Source organism: Streptomyces sp. NPDC041122 (assembly GCF_055592445.1).
On record NZ_JBVIYQ010000013.1, the window covers coordinates 107,062 to 124,739 of the forward strand.

Annotated in this window: 15 protein-coding genes and 1 tRNA gene; 7 read left to right on the forward strand and 9 right to left on the reverse strand. The window is 72.2% G+C overall.

Annotated features, from left to right (window positions below; all coding sequences use genetic code 11):
- Window positions 1-127 precede the first annotated feature (127 nt).
- Both ACZ6B8_RS36570 and ACZ6B8_RS36575 read right to left on the reverse strand, forming a co-directional pair.
- A complete protein-coding gene (locus ACZ6B8_RS36570) occupies window positions 128-583 on the reverse strand; it encodes a hypothetical protein (RefSeq protein WP_362372224.1) in 456 nt (151 codons plus the stop codon).
- Between the two features lie 211 nt (window positions 584-794).
- On the reverse strand, window positions 795-1,931 hold the full coding sequence (locus tag ACZ6B8_RS36575; RefSeq protein ID WP_358712291.1) for an ABC transporter ATP-binding protein: 1,137 nt from the start codon (window positions 1,929-1,931) through the stop codon (window positions 795-797).
- Window positions 1,932-2,143: 212 nt separating this feature from the next.
- On the opposite strand from ACZ6B8_RS36575, the gene ACZ6B8_RS36580 reads away from it, so the two are divergent.
- Window positions 2,144-2,217, forward strand: a tRNA-Thr gene (locus ACZ6B8_RS36580).
- 56 nt (window positions 2,218-2,273) lie between these two features.
- On the opposite strand, the gene ACZ6B8_RS36585 is transcribed toward ACZ6B8_RS36580, so the two are convergent.
- Together ACZ6B8_RS36585 and ACZ6B8_RS36590 are read right to left on the reverse strand one after the other, a co-directional pair.
- Window positions 2,274-5,465 carry a Tat pathway signal protein gene (locus ACZ6B8_RS36585; RefSeq protein ID WP_471610027.1) on the reverse strand — a complete coding sequence of 1,064 codons (3,192 nt, stop codon included), beginning with the start codon at window positions 5,463-5,465 and terminating at the stop codon, window positions 2,274-2,276.
- A gap of 157 nt (window positions 5,466-5,622) precedes the next feature.
- The gene (locus tag ACZ6B8_RS36590; RefSeq protein ID WP_471610028.1) at window positions 5,623-7,092 is read right to left on the reverse strand and encodes an NAD(P)/FAD-dependent oxidoreductase; all 1,470 of its coding nucleotides are present in this window, start codon (window positions 7,090-7,092) and stop codon (window positions 5,623-5,625) included.
- 142 nt (window positions 7,093-7,234) lie between these two features.
- Here ACZ6B8_RS36590 and ACZ6B8_RS36595 point away from each other — a divergent pair, with 142 nt between their 5' ends.
- The gene (locus ACZ6B8_RS36595; RefSeq protein WP_471088079.1) at window positions 7,235-8,065 is read left to right on the forward strand and encodes a DsbA family protein; all 831 of its coding nucleotides are present in this window, start codon (window positions 7,235-7,237) and stop codon (window positions 8,063-8,065) included.
- Here the strand turns inward: ACZ6B8_RS36595 and ACZ6B8_RS36600 are convergent.
- Entirely contained in the window at window positions 8,043-8,789 is a 747-nt protein-coding gene (locus tag ACZ6B8_RS36600) for a rhomboid-like protein (protein WP_471610029.1), read from the reverse strand. The two genes, ACZ6B8_RS36595 and ACZ6B8_RS36600, sit on opposite strands and share 23 nt — an antisense overlap.
- Between ACZ6B8_RS36600 and ACZ6B8_RS36605 the strand changes: the two genes are divergently transcribed.
- The 3 genes from ACZ6B8_RS36605 to ACZ6B8_RS36615 all read left to right on the forward strand — a co-directional run bounded on the left by ACZ6B8_RS36605 (window position 8,788) and on the right by ACZ6B8_RS36615 (window position 10,933).
- Window positions 8,788-9,711, forward strand: coding sequence for an aminoglycoside phosphotransferase family protein (locus ACZ6B8_RS36605; RefSeq protein ID WP_471610030.1), 924 nt, complete (start codon window positions 8,788-8,790; stop codon window positions 9,709-9,711). The two genes, ACZ6B8_RS36600 and ACZ6B8_RS36605, sit on opposite strands and share 2 nt — an antisense overlap.
- A gap of 63 nt (window positions 9,712-9,774) precedes the next feature.
- Window positions 9,775-10,263, forward strand: a complete 489-nt coding sequence (locus ACZ6B8_RS36610; protein WP_471610031.1) for a GNAT family N-acetyltransferase — start codon at window positions 9,775-9,777, stop codon at window positions 10,261-10,263.
- 169 nt (window positions 10,264-10,432) lie between these two features.
- Window positions 10,433-10,933 (forward strand): hypothetical protein, encoded by a 501-nt coding sequence (locus tag ACZ6B8_RS36615; RefSeq protein ID WP_471088325.1) that lies wholly within the window; start codon window positions 10,433-10,435, stop codon window positions 10,931-10,933.
- Between the two features lie 474 nt (window positions 10,934-11,407).
- On the opposite strand, the gene ACZ6B8_RS36620 is transcribed toward ACZ6B8_RS36615, so the two are convergent.
- Entirely contained in the window at window positions 11,408-12,658 is a 1,251-nt protein-coding gene (locus ACZ6B8_RS36620; protein WP_471610032.1) for an NAD(P)-binding protein, read from the reverse strand.
- Between the two features lie 211 nt (window positions 12,659-12,869).
- Here ACZ6B8_RS36620 and ACZ6B8_RS36625 point away from each other — a divergent pair, with 211 nt between their 5' ends.
- Window positions 12,870-13,589 (forward strand): pentapeptide repeat-containing protein, encoded by a 720-nt coding sequence (locus ACZ6B8_RS36625; RefSeq protein WP_471610033.1) that lies wholly within the window; start codon window positions 12,870-12,872, stop codon window positions 13,587-13,589.
- Between the two features lie 486 nt (window positions 13,590-14,075).
- Here ACZ6B8_RS36625 and ACZ6B8_RS36630 read toward each other — a convergent pair whose 3' ends face one another.
- The 3 genes from ACZ6B8_RS36630 to ACZ6B8_RS36640 all read right to left on the reverse strand — a co-directional run bounded on the left by ACZ6B8_RS36630 (window position 14,076) and on the right by ACZ6B8_RS36640 (window position 16,615).
- A complete protein-coding gene (locus ACZ6B8_RS36630; RefSeq protein WP_471088067.1) occupies window positions 14,076-14,576 on the reverse strand; it encodes a hypothetical protein in 501 nt (166 codons plus the stop codon).
- A gap of 156 nt (window positions 14,577-14,732) precedes the next feature.
- Complete coding sequence (locus tag ACZ6B8_RS36635) at window positions 14,733-15,428, reverse strand: response regulator (RefSeq protein ID WP_471088065.1); 696 nt, start codon at window positions 15,426-15,428, stop codon at window positions 14,733-14,735.
- On the reverse strand, window positions 15,425-16,615 hold the full coding sequence (locus ACZ6B8_RS36640) for a sensor histidine kinase (RefSeq protein WP_471610097.1): 1,191 nt from the start codon (window positions 16,613-16,615) through the stop codon (window positions 15,425-15,427). The genes ACZ6B8_RS36635 and ACZ6B8_RS36640 overlap by 4 nt, the downstream gene beginning before the upstream one ends.
- Window positions 16,616-17,083: 468 nt before the next feature.
- Between ACZ6B8_RS36640 and ACZ6B8_RS36645 the strand changes: the two genes are divergently transcribed.
- On the forward strand, window positions 17,084-17,641 hold the full coding sequence (locus ACZ6B8_RS36645) for a GlcG/HbpS family heme-binding protein (protein WP_471610034.1): 558 nt from the start codon (window positions 17,084-17,086) through the stop codon (window positions 17,639-17,641).
- Window positions 17,642-17,678: the final 37 nt, after the last annotated feature.

The window sequence follows — 17,678 nt, forward strand, 5'->3', positions numbered from 1 at the left end:
CGTGTGCGCGGGCTGCTGCCGGGTCCCGGGCCCGGGTGCGTGCCGGTGGCTCTGCCCGGGCCCTCGCCCTCGCTGCCGCCCTCGCTCGTTCCCCCGTCCTCGCCCTGGTCCGCGGGCGCCGGACGTCTCAAGAGGCGTACCGGGCCACGCCGGTGGCGTACGACGTGTCACAGACGGGCCTGGCGTACGACTGGGCGCGGCTCGGGCCGTACACCCGCACGGCGGCACGGCCGAGCGCACGGGCGATCGCGGCGCAGTGCCGGGCGAGCGAGGGGTGGCGGTTCACCTCCTGCTGGAGGTGGGTGAGGGCGACGCCCGGGTTCTTCTCCTGGAGCTCCAGGAGAAGCCGGTCGCGCACAATGTCCTGTGGGGCGCGCGACTTGGCGGGCTTGGAGAGGTTGTCGGCGGATGCGGTGAGCATCGAGTCCGAGGAGTTCCCCGACCAGTTGACGCTGGTGACCGCGAGGGTCCCGGAAAGCACCAGCATCACGGGCAGGACGAGGGCGAGCGTGCGGCCGATGCGGCGGGCGGGGCCCCGGTGGGCTCGGCGCGGCTTCTGGGTGTAGTTGGCGGAGTGCGTCACGCGAGTGAGCGTAGCGCTAGGTGATGATTTGGCGACATTTAGTCACTCGGTCGAGCGACACGGAATCAGGTTTCTCTGGACCGGTGTTGACGTGGCCGCGGCGAAATGCCCGATGTGCCGGGGTATTTGTCGACAACGTGGCCGCACGCGCAGGGCCCCGCACCGAAGTGCGGGGCCCTGCGCGTCGCTGGTGAGCGGGGTGCGGTCGGGGTCAGTCGCTGAGGCGCTCGCCCGTCGAGGTCGAGAACACATGGGTCTCACCCGGACGCGGTACGACGTGCAGCTGGGCGCCCTTCTCCGGGACGCGGCGGCCGTTCACGCGGACCACGAGGTCCTTGTGCTCGCCGGCGACCTCCGCGGAGCCGTAGACGTACCCGTCGGCGCCGAGCTCCTCGACGACGTTCACGGAGACGGCGAGGCCGGCCGGGGCGTCGGCGGTCTCCTTGGAGAGCGTCTTGGCGGTGGTGCCGTCCTGCTCGACGATGTCGAAGTGCTCGGGGCGGACGCCCACGGTGACCGTGCGGTCCCCGCGGTCGGCGGCGGCGGAGAGCGCCTCGCGGTTCACGGGAACGACACTGTTGCCGAACTTCACGCCGCCGTCGGTGATCGGGACCTCGACGAGGTTCATGGCCGGGGAGCCGATGAAGCCGGCGACGAAGAGGTTGGCCGGGCGGTCGTACATGTTGCGGGGCGAGTCGACCTGCTGGAGGAGCCCGTCCTTGAGCACGGCCACGCGGTCGCCCATGGTCATGGCCTCGACCTGGTCGTGGGTGACGTACACGGTGGTGATGCCGAGGCGGCGCTGGAGGCTGGCGATCTGCGTACGCGTCGAGACGCGCAGCTTGGCGTCGAGGTTGGAGAGCGGCTCGTCCATGAGGAAGACCTGCGGCTCACGCACGATGGCGCGACCCATGGCGACACGCTGGCGCTGACCGCCGGAGAGCGCCTTGGGCTTGCGGCCCAGGTACTCGGTGAGGTCGAGGATCTTGGCGGCGTCCTCGACCTTCTGCCGGATCTCCGCCTTGTTCACGCCGGCGATCTTCAGGGCGAAGCCCATGTTGTCGGCGACGGTCATGTGCGGGTAGAGCGCGTAGTTCTGGAACACCATGGCGATGTCCCGGTCCTTCGGCGGCAGGTGCGTGACGTCGCGGTCACCGATGCGGATGGCGCCGGCGTTCACGTCCTCGAGCCCCGCGAGCATCCGGAGCGAGGTGGACTTGCCGCAACCGGACGGGCCGACGAGTACGAGGAACTCGCCGTCCTCGATCTCGATGTCGAGGCCGTCGACGGCGGGCTTGTCGCCACCCGGGTAGATGCGGGTCGCCTTGTCGAACGAAACAGTGGCCATGGTGAGGGCCCCCTTCACCGGCAGGAACGTGCCGGACGATCCGTTGTAGAGAGGGAGTGGTGTAGTCCACCTGAGTGAACTGCTCGTGACCGTATACCGGAGGCCCGCGGTCTGTCAGCAGTCGCGGCTGGACGACCTTCGAGGAAATTTTCGACGGGTGCGGGGGCGGGGTTGGTTACACTGCGGGGGCGCGATCCGCGAGGACCGCGTGTGCCTCCTTAGCTCAGATGGCCAGAGCAACGCACTTGTAATGCGTAGGTCGTCGGTTCGAATCCGACAGGGGGCTCCCGTGGCGAAGGCCCAGGCACCTCATCGGTGGCCTGGGCCTTCGTCGGTTTCGGGCTAACGGACGACGGCGCCCGTGGCCTTGCTCGTCGACGTTCCGTCGTGGTGACCGGTGCGATGGGACGTCACCTTCACCGTGATCTTCTTGCCACGCTGGGCGGTCTTCAGGGTCAGGGAGGACTTGGTCGCGCCGGTGATCTTCGCGCCGTTCGCGTACCACTGGTAGGAGTACGAGCCCGGAGCGGGCGACCACGTGCCCTTCGCCGCCTTGAGGACCTTGCCGACCTTGGCGGTGCCGGTGATCGACGGCTTCGTCGTCGCCTTGGGTGCGGCGCCCTCGGCGACCGTCGCCGCCGACGACGTCGCGGTGCCGTCCTTCCAGCCCGCCTTGTGGGCGGTGACCGTGACGGTCAGCTTCTTCTCCAGGTACGCCGCCGGGATCTTGTACGTCGAGGACGTGGCCCCGTCGATCGCCGTGCCGTCCGCCTTCCAGCGGTAGCTGTAGGAGGAGGGCGTCGCCGACCAGCTGCCGGGGGCGGCGGTGACGGTGGAGCCGACGGCCGCCGTCCCCGTCACCTTGGGCGCGGCGGTCTTGGTGAGGGCCGGCTCGGTCACGGTGAAGGTGCCGCGCGAGTACCGCCCGTTCGCCATGACGGACGCCTGCCACTCCCCGGCCGGGACACCCGTCAGGTCGAGGGTCGCTTTCAGGGTGCGGTTGTCGGCCGACACCGATGTCGTCTTCGCCTTGAGGGTCCTGCCTGCCTGGTGGAGCTCCACCGTGAAGTCGGGGTGCAGGGCGGTGCCCGTCACCGTGAGCGTGGGCTTGGTGCCGCCGGGCGCCGTCATCGGCGTCAGGCCGGTGACGGTGACCTTCTCTTCACCGCAGCGCGACGACGAGCACTTCAGCGTGGCACGGTAGGAGGTGCTCGACGCCTTCTCCGGCAGGCCGAGGACGAACACGGAGGGCCGGTGGGGCACCGAGGACGAGTCGTCCACGCCGCAGACGTAACCGTCGGGGACGCTCAGGGTGCAGCCGTTCTTCCATGTGTTGCCGTAGAGCGCGGGGACCGCCGTCGTGTCGGCGCCGGTGGTGTCCGTGATCTCGGCGTCGAAGTAGTCGAAGGCGGACGTGGGCAGGACCGCGCACACCGCGGTGCGGGACTCGTCGAGGGTGCCGGTGACCGGACCGTATCCGTAGGCGATCGAGGGGACCTTCGCGCACTCGGGGGCGGGCCCCGCGGCGGTGGCGATGCGCAGGGCGTCCAGGTGGTACTCGGGCGCCGCCTTCAGGTTGGCGGGCACCTGGACGAGGACCTGGTGGGTGGTGCTTCCGGTGGCCGCGCAGGAGCGGTTGCGCAGCGAGCACTCGGACGCGCCGTCGTGGTCGAGGACGGCGATGTCGGCGGTGCCGAGTGTGTCGCGCACGTCGACGTGCAGGACGTCCGTGTCCGCCCCGGTGGTGACCTGGTGGCAGCGCAGGGTGCCCGGCGCGCCGTACGCCCCCTTGACGGAGGGGCCGCCGACCTTGACGGCCGCGGTCTTCGTGCAGCCGGCGGACGACGCAGTCGCCGTCACGTCGCGCCGGGTCAGGGTGTACTCGGCGGCCTTGTCGCTGCCGGTGACGAGGACGGTGTGGGCCTTGCCCGGCGTGAGCGGGCAGACCGTCCAGCCGCTGGTGGTGGCGTAGCGGTCGCAGACCCGCTTGCCCGTGGCGTCGAGCACGGAGAACTTCGCGGGGACGTCACCGGAGGTGGCGAGGAGCTGTAGGACCTCGGCCGAGGTGTGGGCGTCCGCCGGGATGGCCAGGCAGCGCGAGAAGGTGCCGACCCCAGTGGAGAACGTGGCCTTGGCCCCGTCGGCGGTGAAGCTGCCCGCGGGCAGGACGGGGCAGTCGTCGGCGGCGTCCGTGCGGTGGACGGCGACCGTGTACGGGCCGGTGTGCGGGGTGCCCTCGGCGTGGACGAGCGCGCGGTAGGGCGCGGCGCCGGTGAGGGCGCAGTCGCCCGCGGCGAGTTGCTCGGCTCCGCACTGCGCGGTGCCCTCGCTGTCGAGGACTTCCACGTCGGCGTCGACTCCGGAGGCGTCGAGTGGGGTGAGCGCCGCGATGCGGGCGCCCTTCGGGGCGGCGAGGCTCAAGCAGTCGTACTGTCCGGACGCGCTGAACTCGCCCTTGTGCACGCCCATTTCGCTCTTCACGCAGCCGCGGTCGGAGGCGCGGTCGAGGACGATCAGGCCCCGCGGAGTGGTGTGAAAGGGGGACGACCCGTCGGTATAGGCGGTGTAGGCGCCGGCGCCGGGCAGCCGGCAGGGCGCCTCGGTGTTGCGGCAGACGGTCTTGCCGGAGCGGTCGAGCACGCGGACCGGGCCGGTCTCACCGTCCTTGTCGACGGAGTCGAAGCGGTACGTGCCCGCTTTCTCGGTGTCGACGGTGAAGCAGGGCGTCGTGGTGAGGTCCTGTGCGGTCAGCGGGCCGTAGGGCCGGACCGGGGCGGACGGGCAGCCCTGCGGGTCGTTCAGGCGGCGCGCCGTGACCGCGTACTCGGCGGGGAAGCCGTGCTCGACGGAGGTCACGCGGGACAGGGCGCGGTAGGGGCCCTTGCCGGGCAGGACGCAGCTGTCCTCGTCGTCCTCGGGGAAACGGGGGCAGATGCGGGCGCCGGTGGCGTCCGTGAGCCAGGCGGTGGACTCGCCGTAGGACCGGGTGCCGTCGGTGAGCCGGATGCGGTCGCCGGGCTCGGCTTCGAAGGGCTGGCAGTCGATCTCGACGGGGCTGGCAGAGGTGCGTGCCGGTGTCGGCTGGTCCCAGTTGGTGCCGGTCTTCGGCGCGCAACCGCGCTCGCTGCTGAGCGGGACGACGGTGACCGCGGTCTCGGCGTCCTCCCAGCCGCTGTTGACGACCTTCAGGGTGTAGGTGGTCTCGGCGGAGAGGTCGCACCACCCGTCGACGCGGTACTCGTTGTCGTAGCAGTCGACCCGGGTGTCACCGCGGTAGATCTCGACGTGTGCGTCGTTGCTGGAGTCTTCGAACGAGACCAGGTGGAGGCCGGCTTCTTCGGTGGTGACCGTGTGACACGTCGTCGTGTCAGGTGCGACGGTGGCCTTGCCGACCGCGCCGCCCGGGTCGCCGAACGGCGCGAGGACCAGCGGTGCGCACTCCGGCTCCGCGGCGTGCGCTGCCGTCGACGACAGCACGGACGGTACGAACAGGGCCAGTAGAGCGGTCAGGACGAGAAATACGGCGGTGGGCACCGCGCGTCTCGCAGCAGGACGTGGTTCAGGCATCGAGCCCCCCCAGGCTGAACGGATGATCCGTGATGTTGGCACAGAGGTGTGACAACGCGCTTGGAGAGGCGCCGTTTTCGGAAGGGGCGGGGCCGGAGGACGGGGCGGTGGCCGTGCCCGGCGGTCAGTGCCGCCCCGCCACCCGGTCCGCCCAGCGGGCCAGGCGGGAGGAATGCGTGGTGTGGGTGGTCTGTTCGCGGCGGTCGGCGGCGTTGTACGTGGCGTACATGCCGTGGACTCCGAGCCAGCGGAACGGTTCCGGTTCCCACTTGCGGACCTTGTGGTTCACCCAGGGGAGCGTGGTGAGGTCCGTGGGGCCCGCCTGGCCCGAGTCCTGTTGGACCAGGTCGCGCAGGGTGCGGGCGGCGAGGTTGGCGGTGGCGACGCCCGAGCCGACGTAGCCGCCCGCCCAGCCGAGGCCCGTGGCGCGGTCCAGGGTGACCGTGGCACACCAGTCGCGGGGCACGCCGAGGACGCCGGACCAGGCGTGCGCCACCCGCACGCCCGCGAGTTGGGGGAAGAAGCGGGTCAGGATGGCGTGGAGGGCCTCGAGGGTGGGCTGCTGGGTGCGGCCGTCGTTGTCCGTCTTCGAGCCGTAGCGGTACGGGACGCCGCGGCCGCCGAGCGCGATGCGGCCGTCGGCGGTGCGCTGGGCGTACATGTAGGCGTGCGCCATGTCGCCGAGCGTCTCGCGGCCCGCCCAGCCGATCGACTCCCACTGGGCGTCGGTCAGCGGCTCCGTCGCGATCATGGAGGAGTTCATCGGGAGCCAGGTGCGGCGCTGGCCCTTGAGGGAGGCCGTGAAGCCCTCCGTGCAGCGCAGCACGTACGGGGCGCGGACCGTGCCGTAGGGGGTGACGGCGTGCTTCGGCTTGATCTCCGTGACGGGGGTCGACTCGTGGATTGTCACACCGAGCGCCTCGACGGCCGCGGCCAGGCCCTGGACCAGCTTGACCGGGTGCAGGCGGGCGCCGTGCGGGGTCCAGGTCGAGCCGACGGCCCCCGCCACCCGTACCCGCTCGGCCGTCTCGCGGGCGCCGTGCAGGGTGCGGTCCTTCTCCCCGTACGAGAGTTCCGTCTCGTGGAAGGCCTTCAGGCGGGCCAACTGGGCCGGGGTGTACGCCACTTCGAGTACGCCGCCGTGGTGGATGTCGGCGTCGACGGACTCCTCGGCGGCAACCCTGATCACCTCGTCGACGGTGTCGTTCATCGCCCGCTGGAGGCGGACCGCGGCCTCGTGGCCGTGCAGCGCCGCGTAGCGGTCGCGGCCCGCGATGCCGTTGTAGAGCCAGCCGCCGTTGCGGCCGGAGGCGCCGTAGCCGCAGAACCGCTGCTCCAGGACGGTCACGCGGAGGAAGGGGGCGGCCTTCTTCAGGTAGTACGCGGTCCACAGGCCGGTGTAACCGCCGCCGACGACGCAGACGTCCGCCGTCGCGTCGGAGGTCAGGGGCTCGCGGACGGGGGGCAGGCCCTGGTCGGCGTACCAGAACGATATGCCGCCGTTGACCGGGCCGGTCCGGTGGTAGGGGATGCCTGCGCTGTGTGCGTTCGCCGCGGCGCCCGCGTCGGCCGCGCTGCTCGTGCTGCTGCTCATGGGCGGACGTTACTGCGCAGGTGGGGGCCGTGGGCAGGGGGTGGGCCGTTGGTCCTTGGGGGCGGGACGTTCGGCAGCCGGGACACGGGATAGATTTCGATACTTTGAGCGGTACGTGTCGAAATTCTGGAGGTCTCCACCCATGGCCGTACACAAGGCCGGACGCAGGGCCGGGCGCGTCGCCGCCGCGGTGGCAGCGGCGGCGCTGATCGGGGTGGCCGCGTCCGCCTGTGGCCCCGACGGCGGCGACGACAGCGGAAAGGGCGGCGGCAAGAGCGCCGGCGCGGACGAGAAGCCCGCCGCGTCGTCCGGCGGCCCGTCCCGTGATCCGTCCGGTGCGCGGTCCCCGGAGGCCGACGCCCCGAACGCCGAGGAGCCCCCGGCGGCCAGTGTCCAACTCGCCGACGTGCCCGCCTCGGTGAAGGGCGGCGTGATCACGGTCGGCGATCCGAAGGCCAAGCATACGGTCAAGGTGTACGAGGACCCGCGCTGCCCGTTCTGCAAGAAGTTCGAGGACGGCGGGGCGCAGGCGCTGGTGAAGCCGGTCGTTGACGGCAAGGTCAAGGTCGAGTACACGATCGCCTCGTTCCTCGACAACAACCTCGGCGGCAGCGGCTCGGTGAACGCGGCGAACGCGCTGCGGGCGTCCGTGGAGGCGGGCAGGTTCCCGCAGTTCCACGCGGCGGTCTTCGCCAACCAGGCGGAGGAGGAGACCGAGGACGCCTACACCCCGGCGTTCCTGCTGAAGATCGCCGACAAGGTCGACGGCCTGCGCGGCGGCGCCTTCGACAAGGCGGTCACCAACGGGACGTACAAGAAGTGGGTCGGTGAGGCGATGGAGGCCTTCACCGCCGACGGAGTCCAGGGCACGCCGACCGTCTTCATCGACGGGAAGAAGGCCGGGGGCAGCGGCAACGCGCTGTACGAGCAGGCGGCGTTCGCCAAGGAGCTCAGGGCGGCGGGGATCTCCTGACGGACGGCCGTGCTCTTCTGACGGGCGGTGGGGCTTTTCCGGCGTGCGGCGGGGTTTTCCCGGCGGCGCCTCGGGTGAGCGGGTAGCAGGCCAGGCCGACCAGGACCGACGTGAAGTGGCCCAGGTCGGTGAAGGTCCTGCCGGTGATCAGCGGGGTGCCGTACACCGCGAGGACGGTCAGGAGGTACGTGTACCGCCACGGGCGCGGGATGCGGTACGTGAGCACGGCGACCACGCCCGCGAGTGCGTAACTCACCCCCACGTCCAGGGTGTTGGCCGAGGAGCCGGGCGCGGCACCGTGGTGGATCGCGAGCGCGAGGACGCCCTCGCTGATGAGGGTGGCGAGGACGTGGGAGAGCGCGGCCACCGTCAGCCAGCGGCGGGTGCCGAGCCAGTGCTCGGCGCTCGCGTGGAACACCGTGTAGAGCACGGCGTACGGCAGCCAGCTCCCGCCGTCGATCCAGAACGCACTGGAGATCAGCACCCGCACGGGGTTCCGCGACAGCTCGTGGATGTTCGTGGAGTGCTGGCGCAGGAAGGCGTCCTCGAACTCCGGCGACATGTGGTGCATGGCGACGGTCGTCACGAAGAGGGTGGTCAGCCAGATGTACGTGCCCGGGGCGGTGCGGACGTAGGTGGCGATCCGGGTGGCGATCCGGGTGGCGATCCCGGGGGCGCGCCTGGTGGCCCGCGCGGGTCCGGTCACGTCCCGAAAAATCCTCATGCGGCGATTCACGCACGCCGGTAGGGTCCGGGCCGTGATCGACATTCGCGTTCCGGAGGGTCTTGTCGCGTCGCAGCACATGTACGCGGGGGAGGCGGGCCGCGCCTTCGTCGCCGGGCTGCCCGCCCGCGTACGGGAGTTCGTCGAGCGGTGGGAGCTGACCCCCGACGGAGAGCCGATGCACGGCATGGCCGCGCTCGTGCTGCCCGTGGTGCGCGCCGACGGCACGCCCGCCGTGGTCAAGTTCCAGGTCCTGGACGAGGAGACCGAGGGCGAGCCGGTCGCACTGCGGGTGTGGGGCGGCGACGGGGCGGTGCGGCTCCTCGACCATGACGCGGGCACCGGCACCATGCTGCTCGAACGCCTCGACGCCGGGCGCATGTTGTCGACGATGACCGACACCCGTGAGGCCGTCCTCGTCATCGCGGAACTGCTCGCCCGGCTGACGGCCGGGCCCGCGCCCGAGGGCATGCGGCGGCTCGGCGACATCGCGGCCGAGATGGTCGAGGAACTGCCGGGGGCGCTGCGGGCGATCGCCGACCCGGCCGAACGCGCGCTCGTCGAGCGCTGCGGGGGCGCGGTGCGCGAGGTCCTGGGGGAGCCGGGGGACCGGATGCTGCACTGGGACCTGCACTTCGAGAACGTCCTCGCGAGCGAGCGCGAGCCGTGGCTCGCCATCGACCCGAAGCCGCTCGCCGGGGACCCCGGCTTCGACCTGTGGCCCGCCCTCGACAACGAGTTCGACGCGGACGAGGTGCGGTGGCGGTTCGACGCGATGACGGAGGTCCTTGGCCTCGACCGCGAGCGGGCCAGGGCGTGGACGCTCGGACGCGTCCTGCAGAACTCCCTCTGGGAGATCGAGGACGGGCGTCCCCTGGTGCCCGACCACATGGAGACGGCGCGGCGGCTGCTGGGGCGGTGAGGCGGTCGCGCCGCGGGTGGGACGGCGTTGACCGCGGTGGGACGGGCGTGGCTTGCTGGCCTCATGATTCGTAACGCCACGCCTGCCGACGTCTCCGTCATCCACACCCTGGTCCGCGACCTCGCCGCCTACGAGAAGGCGCTCGACGAGGTGCGGGCCTCCGAGGAGCAGCTGCGCGACGCGCTCTTCGGGGAGCGTCCCGCCGCCTTCGCGCACGTCGCGCAGGACGACGCGTCCGGCGAGGTGGTGGGCTTCGCGCTGTGGTTCCTCAACTTCTCCACCTGGCGCGGGGTGCACGGGATCTACCTGGAGGACCTGTACGTGCGCCCCGAGGCGCGCGGCGGCGGCCACGGCAGGGCGCTGCTCGCCGAGCTCGCCCGGATCTGCGTGACCCGCGGCTACGAGCGGCTCGAATGGTCCGTCCTGAACTGGAACGAGCCGTCCATCACCTTCTACAAGTCGCTCGGCGCGCTGCCGCAGGACGAGTGGAGCGTCTATCGGCTGACGGATGCGGCATTGGGTGACGTGGCCGCGCTGGCCGTGCCGGCCTAGCGGGACGGAGGAGGGGCGGCGACGGGGCGGGGGAGGGGCGGGGGAATGGGGCGCGTCAAAAGGTTCCTTTGCGCAAAGAAGATCATTGCGTTCGCGGATGGCCCGCTGGTAGCGTCCCGCGTGCAATGACCAAGCAATTGCGGGAAGTTGGGGGAACGACTTCGTGAACATGCGCAATAAAGGGATATCCGTTGCGATTGCCTGCGCCTTGACCGGGGTAGTGGGTAACACGGCGTACGCGTCTTCGGCGCACGGCGAGGGAAATGCGGTGGCCGCGCCGTCGGCGGCGACCCGTCAGGCACTGGGCGCGGACGAGATCTGCGCGGTCCTGGGAATCGGCAGCGGGGCGGCGGGCCTTGCCAAGGCGTTGGCCAAGGGGGCATCGTGGGTGGGCATCGGCGCCAGCGTCGGGTGCTACGCCTATACGAAGGCCAAGGAAGCGACGCCTGCGCAGAAGCGTGCGGCCATGATCAAGTCGTACAAGAAGTACCAGGCCATGAGCGATCTCAAGAAGCTTGACGCCCTCGGCTATTACTGCCGGAAGCAAGGTGGCGGTGGCGGTGGTGGAACCGATGTCGCCCCGATGAACACGGACGTAGGGGTGATGGCGGGGTGGCGGACCATCAAAATGAAGGGCGTCACGTACAAGTGCACGGCCAGCAGGGACTGATGACGCGCCGCGGCCCCGGATACGGGGAGCGCTTTCTGCTCTCCCTGGCCCTGGTCGCGGTGAGCCTGCTGTGGATGACACGGGAAATGGCCCAGTGGGCGACCGTGTTGTGTGCCGTCGGTGCGGGGATCGGGGCAGTGGGAATGCTCTACTTCGGCCGGGGGTATGTGCGGGGGCGCGGGAATTCGCGTTGAGATGGGTTGGCCGTAGCCGGCCTAATCGGTTCTCTTTCCCTGCCGGGTTGCATTTGTGTGCGTGCGGTCATGCGTATGCGTGCGGTCATGCGTATGCGTGCGGTCATTCGTGTGCGTGCTGATGTGGCTGTGTGCTGACTCGGCCGCGTGTTGATTCGGCGCGTGCGCAAGGCGACGAAGGACGCCCGTACCACCTCGGGATGAGGTTCGGTGCGGGCGTCCTGTCTGTTGGGGGCCTCACTCTGGGGCGTCGCGGGCGGGGCCGGCGGCCCTCACCGCTTCAACCCGACGTCGGCCTGAGGTGCAGGCGTGACTCCGTCAGCGCGAGCGTCACCGCCTCCAGCGCGCTGTTGAACGAGACCTCGGAGAGCAGCCCCGGCGCCGCGACCTGGTCGCCCGCGAGGTAGACGCCGTCGCCGCGGTCGATCGCGGGGCGGTCCCGCCAGGTGGTGCCGGGATGGTCCAGCGCGCCGGTCCGGCCGTTCGCGACCGAGGCGCGGCGCCACGTCAGCCGCTCGCGCCAGCCCGGATACCCCAGGTCGAGCAGGTGCTCGGCGCGTGCCACGCCGTCCGCCCCGGTCTCGTCGGGGGAGAGCGGGATCTGTGCCTGGACGAGTTGTTCGCCCTCGGGCGCGAGGGTGCGGTCCTGTGCGGTGAAACGTTCGACCCAGCCCGTACGGTCCAGGTCGGACACGACGAAGGCGTCGCCCCTGCGGGAGCGGAACGCCACGTCGACGAGGGCGGTGCGGCCGCTCGGCCAGCGCAGGGACTGGTCGTCGAGGAGGCGGCGGGCCGACTCCAGCGAGGTGGCGACGACGACGGGGCCCGTCCGGGCGGGGCCGGCCAGGTTGTCGACGCGGTCCAGGGTCTCCGTGCGTACGCCCATGTTCCAGGCGAGCGCGGCCATGCGGTCGATGACCGAGCCCCAGCCGCCGCGCGGGTAGTGCGCCTCCGGGGGCAGCTTGGCGGCGCGGCGCAGGCGTTCGTGCACGAAGCGGGCGGAGAGCGAACCGGGGTCGTGGTGGAACGTCGCCACGGCGGCGTAGTGCGCGGCTGCGTGGGCGCCTTCCTCGCCGACCTGTTCGGTCGCCCAGGTCGTGAAGTCCTGTTCCACCGGGGCGTGTTCGGCCTTGCGGCGCAGCAGCTTGAGCATGGCGAGGGGCGGGACGCGGCGCAGCTCGCCGTGGTGGAGGAGGCGCAGGCGGGTGCCTTCGAGGGGCGGGAGGGGCGCGAGGGGGCCGATGAGGTCGCGCTGCTTGAGCCAGGCCCAGTGGGGGCCGCCGTTGTAGAGGGCGTGCGGTCCGTCGTTCGTCTTGTACGCGCCTTCGGCGGTGCGGGCGCGACCGCCGAGGGTGTGGTGGGCCTCGCGGAGGGTGACGCGGGCGCCGGCCTCCGCGGCGGTGATGGCCGCGGTGAGTCCGGCGAAGCCGCCGCCGATGACGGTGAGGTGGGTGGTGTGGGTGGCGGCGGTGGTGCGGGTGCTGTGGGTGGCGTGGGTGGCTTTGTGGGGGTGGGCGGGGGTGTCGGGCATGGGATGGGCTCCCTTGGGGGGTCTTGGGCTTCACCTCTTGGACGCTCCGGGGTGGGCTGGATGTGACATCGGGTGGGTGGCGGCGGTGGGGGTGGCGCGACGGTGGGGTGGCGCGGTGGTGGGGGTGGCGCGGTGGTGGGGGTGGCGCGGTGGTGGGGGTAGCGCGGTGGTGGGGCCGGGGAATGTCGGTGGGGGCGTGCACGATGGGGGGATGGTGCGGAAGAGAGTGTCGTCGGGTGTGGGTGTGGGTGTGGGTGCGGGTGCGGGCTCGGGGAGTGGGGCTGGGGTCAAGGCTGCTCGGCGGGCCGAGGTGCGGGTGCCTCCGTTGACGCCCTTCGAGGGGCGGGAGTTGGAGCCCGACGGGGATTACGACGGGGTCGAGTTCCGCGGTCTCGACCTCGGGGGGCAGGACGGGGGCGGTGCGCTGTTCATGGACTCCGCGGTGACGGGGTGCTCGGTGGACGAGACCCGGCTGGCGCGGGCGCGGTTCGTCGACTCCGTGCTGACGGAGTTGCGGGGGGTGGGGACGGATCTGGTGGAGGCGTCGCTGCGGGACGTGGAGGTGGTCGACGCGCGGCTCGGGGGTGCGCGGATGCACGGGGGCGTGCTGGAGCGGGTGGTGGTGCGGGGCGGGAAGATCGACTACCTGAACCTGCGGAAGGCGCGGTTGCGGGACGTGGTCTTCGAGGAGTGCGTGCTGGTGGAGCCGGACTTCGGGGAGGCGACACTGGAGCGGGTGGAGTTTCGGGGGTGTGTGGTGCGGGGGGTCGACTTCACGCGGGTGCGGATGCGGGATGTGGACTTCCGGGAGGCGGCGGAGCTGGGGATCGCGCGGGGGATCGAGAGCATGGCGGGGGCGGTGATCAGTCCGGCTCAGCTGATGGAGTTGGCGCCGGTGTTCGCGGGGCAGGTGGGGGTTCGGGTGGCGTGATTTTCTCTGGCGGGGGCGCCTTGGGCGGGTCTCTGCGGGTGCCGCTCGTCTGGGTGCGGGTGTGCTTTGGGCTGGGGTCTGCGCCTGGGGTTCGTCTGTGGGTGCGGGGCCGTGGGGGTATGTGCGTACTCGCTATCCCTGCGCCGCTGCCTCGCGGACAATGTTGCTATTGCGGGCTCGGTGCTCCGTGCGCACATACCCCCACGTCCCCTCCCGTCTCGTACGCGGGTGCGGCCCGGTGGGACACCCCCAGCCGGCTGCACCTCGCGGGGTGGGCCCACCCGCCCGCTCCTACTCCGACTGTGCGTCGCGGGGTAAACGGGTGGGTGGGAGACATCCGCCGCGGAGCGGCGGGCCTGTTTGAGCCTTGAGGCGGGGGCAAGGCGAGGCCCCCACCCGTCCGTCCCCTCCGCCGCGCAGCGGTGGGCCCGGGCACGAGGGAGACGCGGCCGTCGAGGCCCGCACCTCCGCACCGCCCCCCCCGGCCTACCGCACGCGGGGGAAGCGGGAGAGCAGGGACCAGAGGGCCGGGTTGTCCGCCAGGGTGTCGTGGAGGTCCGTGAGGTCGGCCACGAGGTCGTGGAGGAAGTCGCGCGCCTCGCGCCGCAACTCCGTGTGGGAGAAGGACAGCGGCGCCTCCTCCGGGTCCATCCAGTCCGCCTCGATGTCCACCCAGCCGAAGCGGCGGGCGAACAGCATGCGGTCGGTCGACTCTGTGAAGTCGAGCTCGGCGTACTGGGGACGGGAGGCCCGGCTCCCGAGCGGGTCCTTGTCCAGCGTCTCCACGATGTCGCACAGCGCCCACGCGAAGTCCAGGACGGGAACCCATCCCCAGGCTGTGGACAGTTCCCGGTCCGCCTTCGTGTCGGCCAGGTACACGTCCCCGCAGAAGAGGTCGTGCCGCAGGGTGTGGACGTCCGCACGGCTGTAGTCCAGCTGAGGGGGGTCAGGGAAGCGGGCGGAGAGCGCGTAGCCGATGTCGAGCACGGGTCGATGGTGTCATGGTCCGGCCGCACGCCCCGCCCGGCCGCCGGACGGGGAGGCGACGCGGCGGGCGAGAGGCGGAGGGGGAGAGAGGGGAGCGGCGAGAGGTGTAGCGGGAGGTGACGTGGGCGTCGTGGCCCGGCGCCGGCGCGTCACCGCTCAGGGCAGGAGCCGCTGCTCCTTCGCCACCGCCACCGCCCCCGCCCGCGTGTCCACGCCCAACTTGTCGTAGATCCGGCCCAGGTGCGTCTTCACCGTGGCCTCGCTGATGAACAGGGCACGGGCGATCTCGCGGTTGCCGAGGCCCCGGGAGAGCTGGCCGAGGATGTCCCGTTCGCGGTCGGTGAGCGTCGGGTGCGGGGCCCGCATGCGGGCCATGACGCGGGAGGCCACCGGCGGCGAGAGCGTCGTGCGGCCCTGTGACGCCGCGTGGATCGCGGCGAAGAGTTCCTCGGGGCGCTCCGCCTTGAGGAGGTAGCCCGTCGCGCCCGCCTCGATCGCCCGCGTGATGTCCGCGTCCGTGTCGTAGGTGGTGAGGACCAGGACGTGCGGGGCGGGGGACGGCGCCGAGGCGGGAGGTCCTGCCGTGATGCGGCGGGTGGCCTCCACGCCGTCGATGCCCTCGCCCAGCTGCAGGTCCATCAGGACCACGTCCGGCGTCAGCTTCGCGGCCAGGGCGACCGCCTCCTCGCCCGTGCCGGCCTCGCCGACCACCTCGATGTCGGGCGCGCTGCCGAGCAGGGCGAGCAGACCCGCGCGCACGACCACGTGGTCGTCGCAGACCAGCAGCCGCACCGCGCGGCCGGGCCGGGCGGGGCCGTCGTGGGGCGAGGGTGCGGCGGGGGCGTTCGTCACTGTGGCTCCAGCGGGATCGATACGGAGAGGACCGCGCCTTCGCCCGGCGCCGACTCGATCGTCAGTGTGCCGCCGAGCTGCCCGGCCCGCGCCCGGATCGCGGGCAGCCCGTGTCCCCGTACCCCCGGGGCCGCGGTGCCCGCAGCAGCGGGCGGGGTGAAGCCGCGGCCGTCGTCGGCGATGTCCAGGACCACTTGGTCGTCCAGGAGGGTCAGGGTCAGCGCGGCCGTGGTCGCGTGGGCGTGCTCTCGTACGTTGGCCAGCGCGCCCTGCGCGATGCGCAGCAGCGCCGAGCCGACCCGGTCCGGCAGCGGCACCACCGGCCCCTCGGCGTGGAAGCGGACGGCGAGGCCCGCGCCCGACTCTCGCTCCGCGAGGGCCCGCAGCGCCTCGACGGCGCCGCCGCCGTCCGCGAGGTCGGCGGGGGCCAGGTCGTGCACGAAGCGGCGGGCCTCGGCGAGGCCGCGCTCGGTGATCGACTCGGCGGTCCGGACGTGGGCACGGGCCTTCGCCGGGTCGGCGTCCCACAGCCGGTCGGCCGCCTGCAGCAGCATCTGCTGGCTGGACAGGCCCTGCGCGAGGGTGTCGTGGATCTCCATGGACAGGCGTTGGCGCTCGGCGAGCGTGCCCTCGCGCCGTTCGATGGCGGCCAGTTCGCGGCGGGTGCGGATCAGGTCGTCGATCAGTTCGCGCTGGCGGACCGCCTGGCGCTTCATGTGGAGGAAGACGGCCGTGGCGATCGCCGAGACGGCGGGCGGGCCGAGGATCAGATCCGGGTCGTAGCGGCCCGCGAGCCGCAGCTGCGAGGCGATGACGCAGGCGGTCAGCACGGCCACCAGGGCGAGGGCCGCGCGCGGCGGCAGCGTCCGCAGGCCGGTGTAGAAGAGCGGGACCGCGCACCACCCGAAGCTCGGCGCGAGGACGACGAGCACCAGCCAGACCGCGACGACCAGGGCCAGCCAGGCGAGCCGGCGGGGGGTGGGGCGGGCGTCGGGTGCCGGGCGGGGCGCGCGGGGCCCGGGTCCCTTCCGCCGGCGGGCGGCAGCGGCCGTCAGCGGCGGCAGGGCGTAGAGGACGGCGAGGACCGCGACGAGCGCGATGATCCACGGGACGCGCGCGCCGCCGGGGTGACGCAGCAGGAAGCGGGCCAGCGAGGTGGCGAGGAGAAGGTAGAACGTCGCGTGCATGACGGCCGCGAGCCAGCGGGCGTCGGGGTCCGGCGTACGGAGGGCGAGGTCCGGCGTGCGGGCGTCGGCGAGCGGCGCGCGGGCGTCGGCGTACGGCGTCCGGGGGGCCGGGGCCGGGGTGTGCTGTCCCACGGGGCGCCTCCTTCTCGTACGGCCGTCTCTCGTCGGCGGTCGCGCCGCCGCTGAACTGGGCAAACACCTTCATTGTGACCCGTCGTGGCCACCCGGGGGTCAACCGATCGGTTGACCCCCGTGTCGGCCGAGTCGCGCGCGGCGGCGAGCCGGTACGTCGAGGGGTGCGGGGTGTCACCGGCCCCAGGCTTGAGGGCAGAGGCGAACGGATCGCCCGGCCCGCCTCCTCCCTCCACGATCGTCACCGATCGCGCCGCCCCACCCGTCGCACCACCGCCATTGACCTCACCAGCGCCACAGACCCCACCACCGACCACCCACACCCTGGAGCCCCCGATGCAGAAGATCTCCCGCCGCGCCCGTGTCCTCACCGTCGCCGCCACCGCCGCCGTTCTCGGCGCCGGCACGTTCGGCGCCGTCTCCGCCACCGCCGGGACCCCCGACGCCGCCACCAAGGCCGCCGTCACCGCCGACGCGGGCGACAAGAACCTCACGCAGTCGACGCACCTCACCGTCGCCGCCGCCACCAAGGCCGCGCAGGCCGCCCTCGACGCCGCGAAGAAGGAGAACCAGCGGGTCTCCGTCGCCGTCGTCGACCGCAACGGCAACACCGTCCTCACCCTGCGCGGGGACGGCGCGGGCCCGCAGTCGTACGAGTCCGCCGAGAAGAAGGCGTACACCGCCGTCTCCTGGAACGCGCCCACCTCCGAGCTCGCCGGGCGCCTGGAGAAGACGCCGACCCTGAAGGACATCCCCGGCACGCTGTTCCTCGCGGGCGGCGCGCCGGTCACCGCCAAGGGCGCGCCCGTCGCGGGCATCGGCGTCGCGGGCGCCCCGAGCGGCGACCTCGACGAGAAGTTCGCGAAGGCGGGCGTGGCGGCGCTCGGCCGCTGAGCAGCCACCGGCCCACCGGTCCACGGGGCCGGCCATC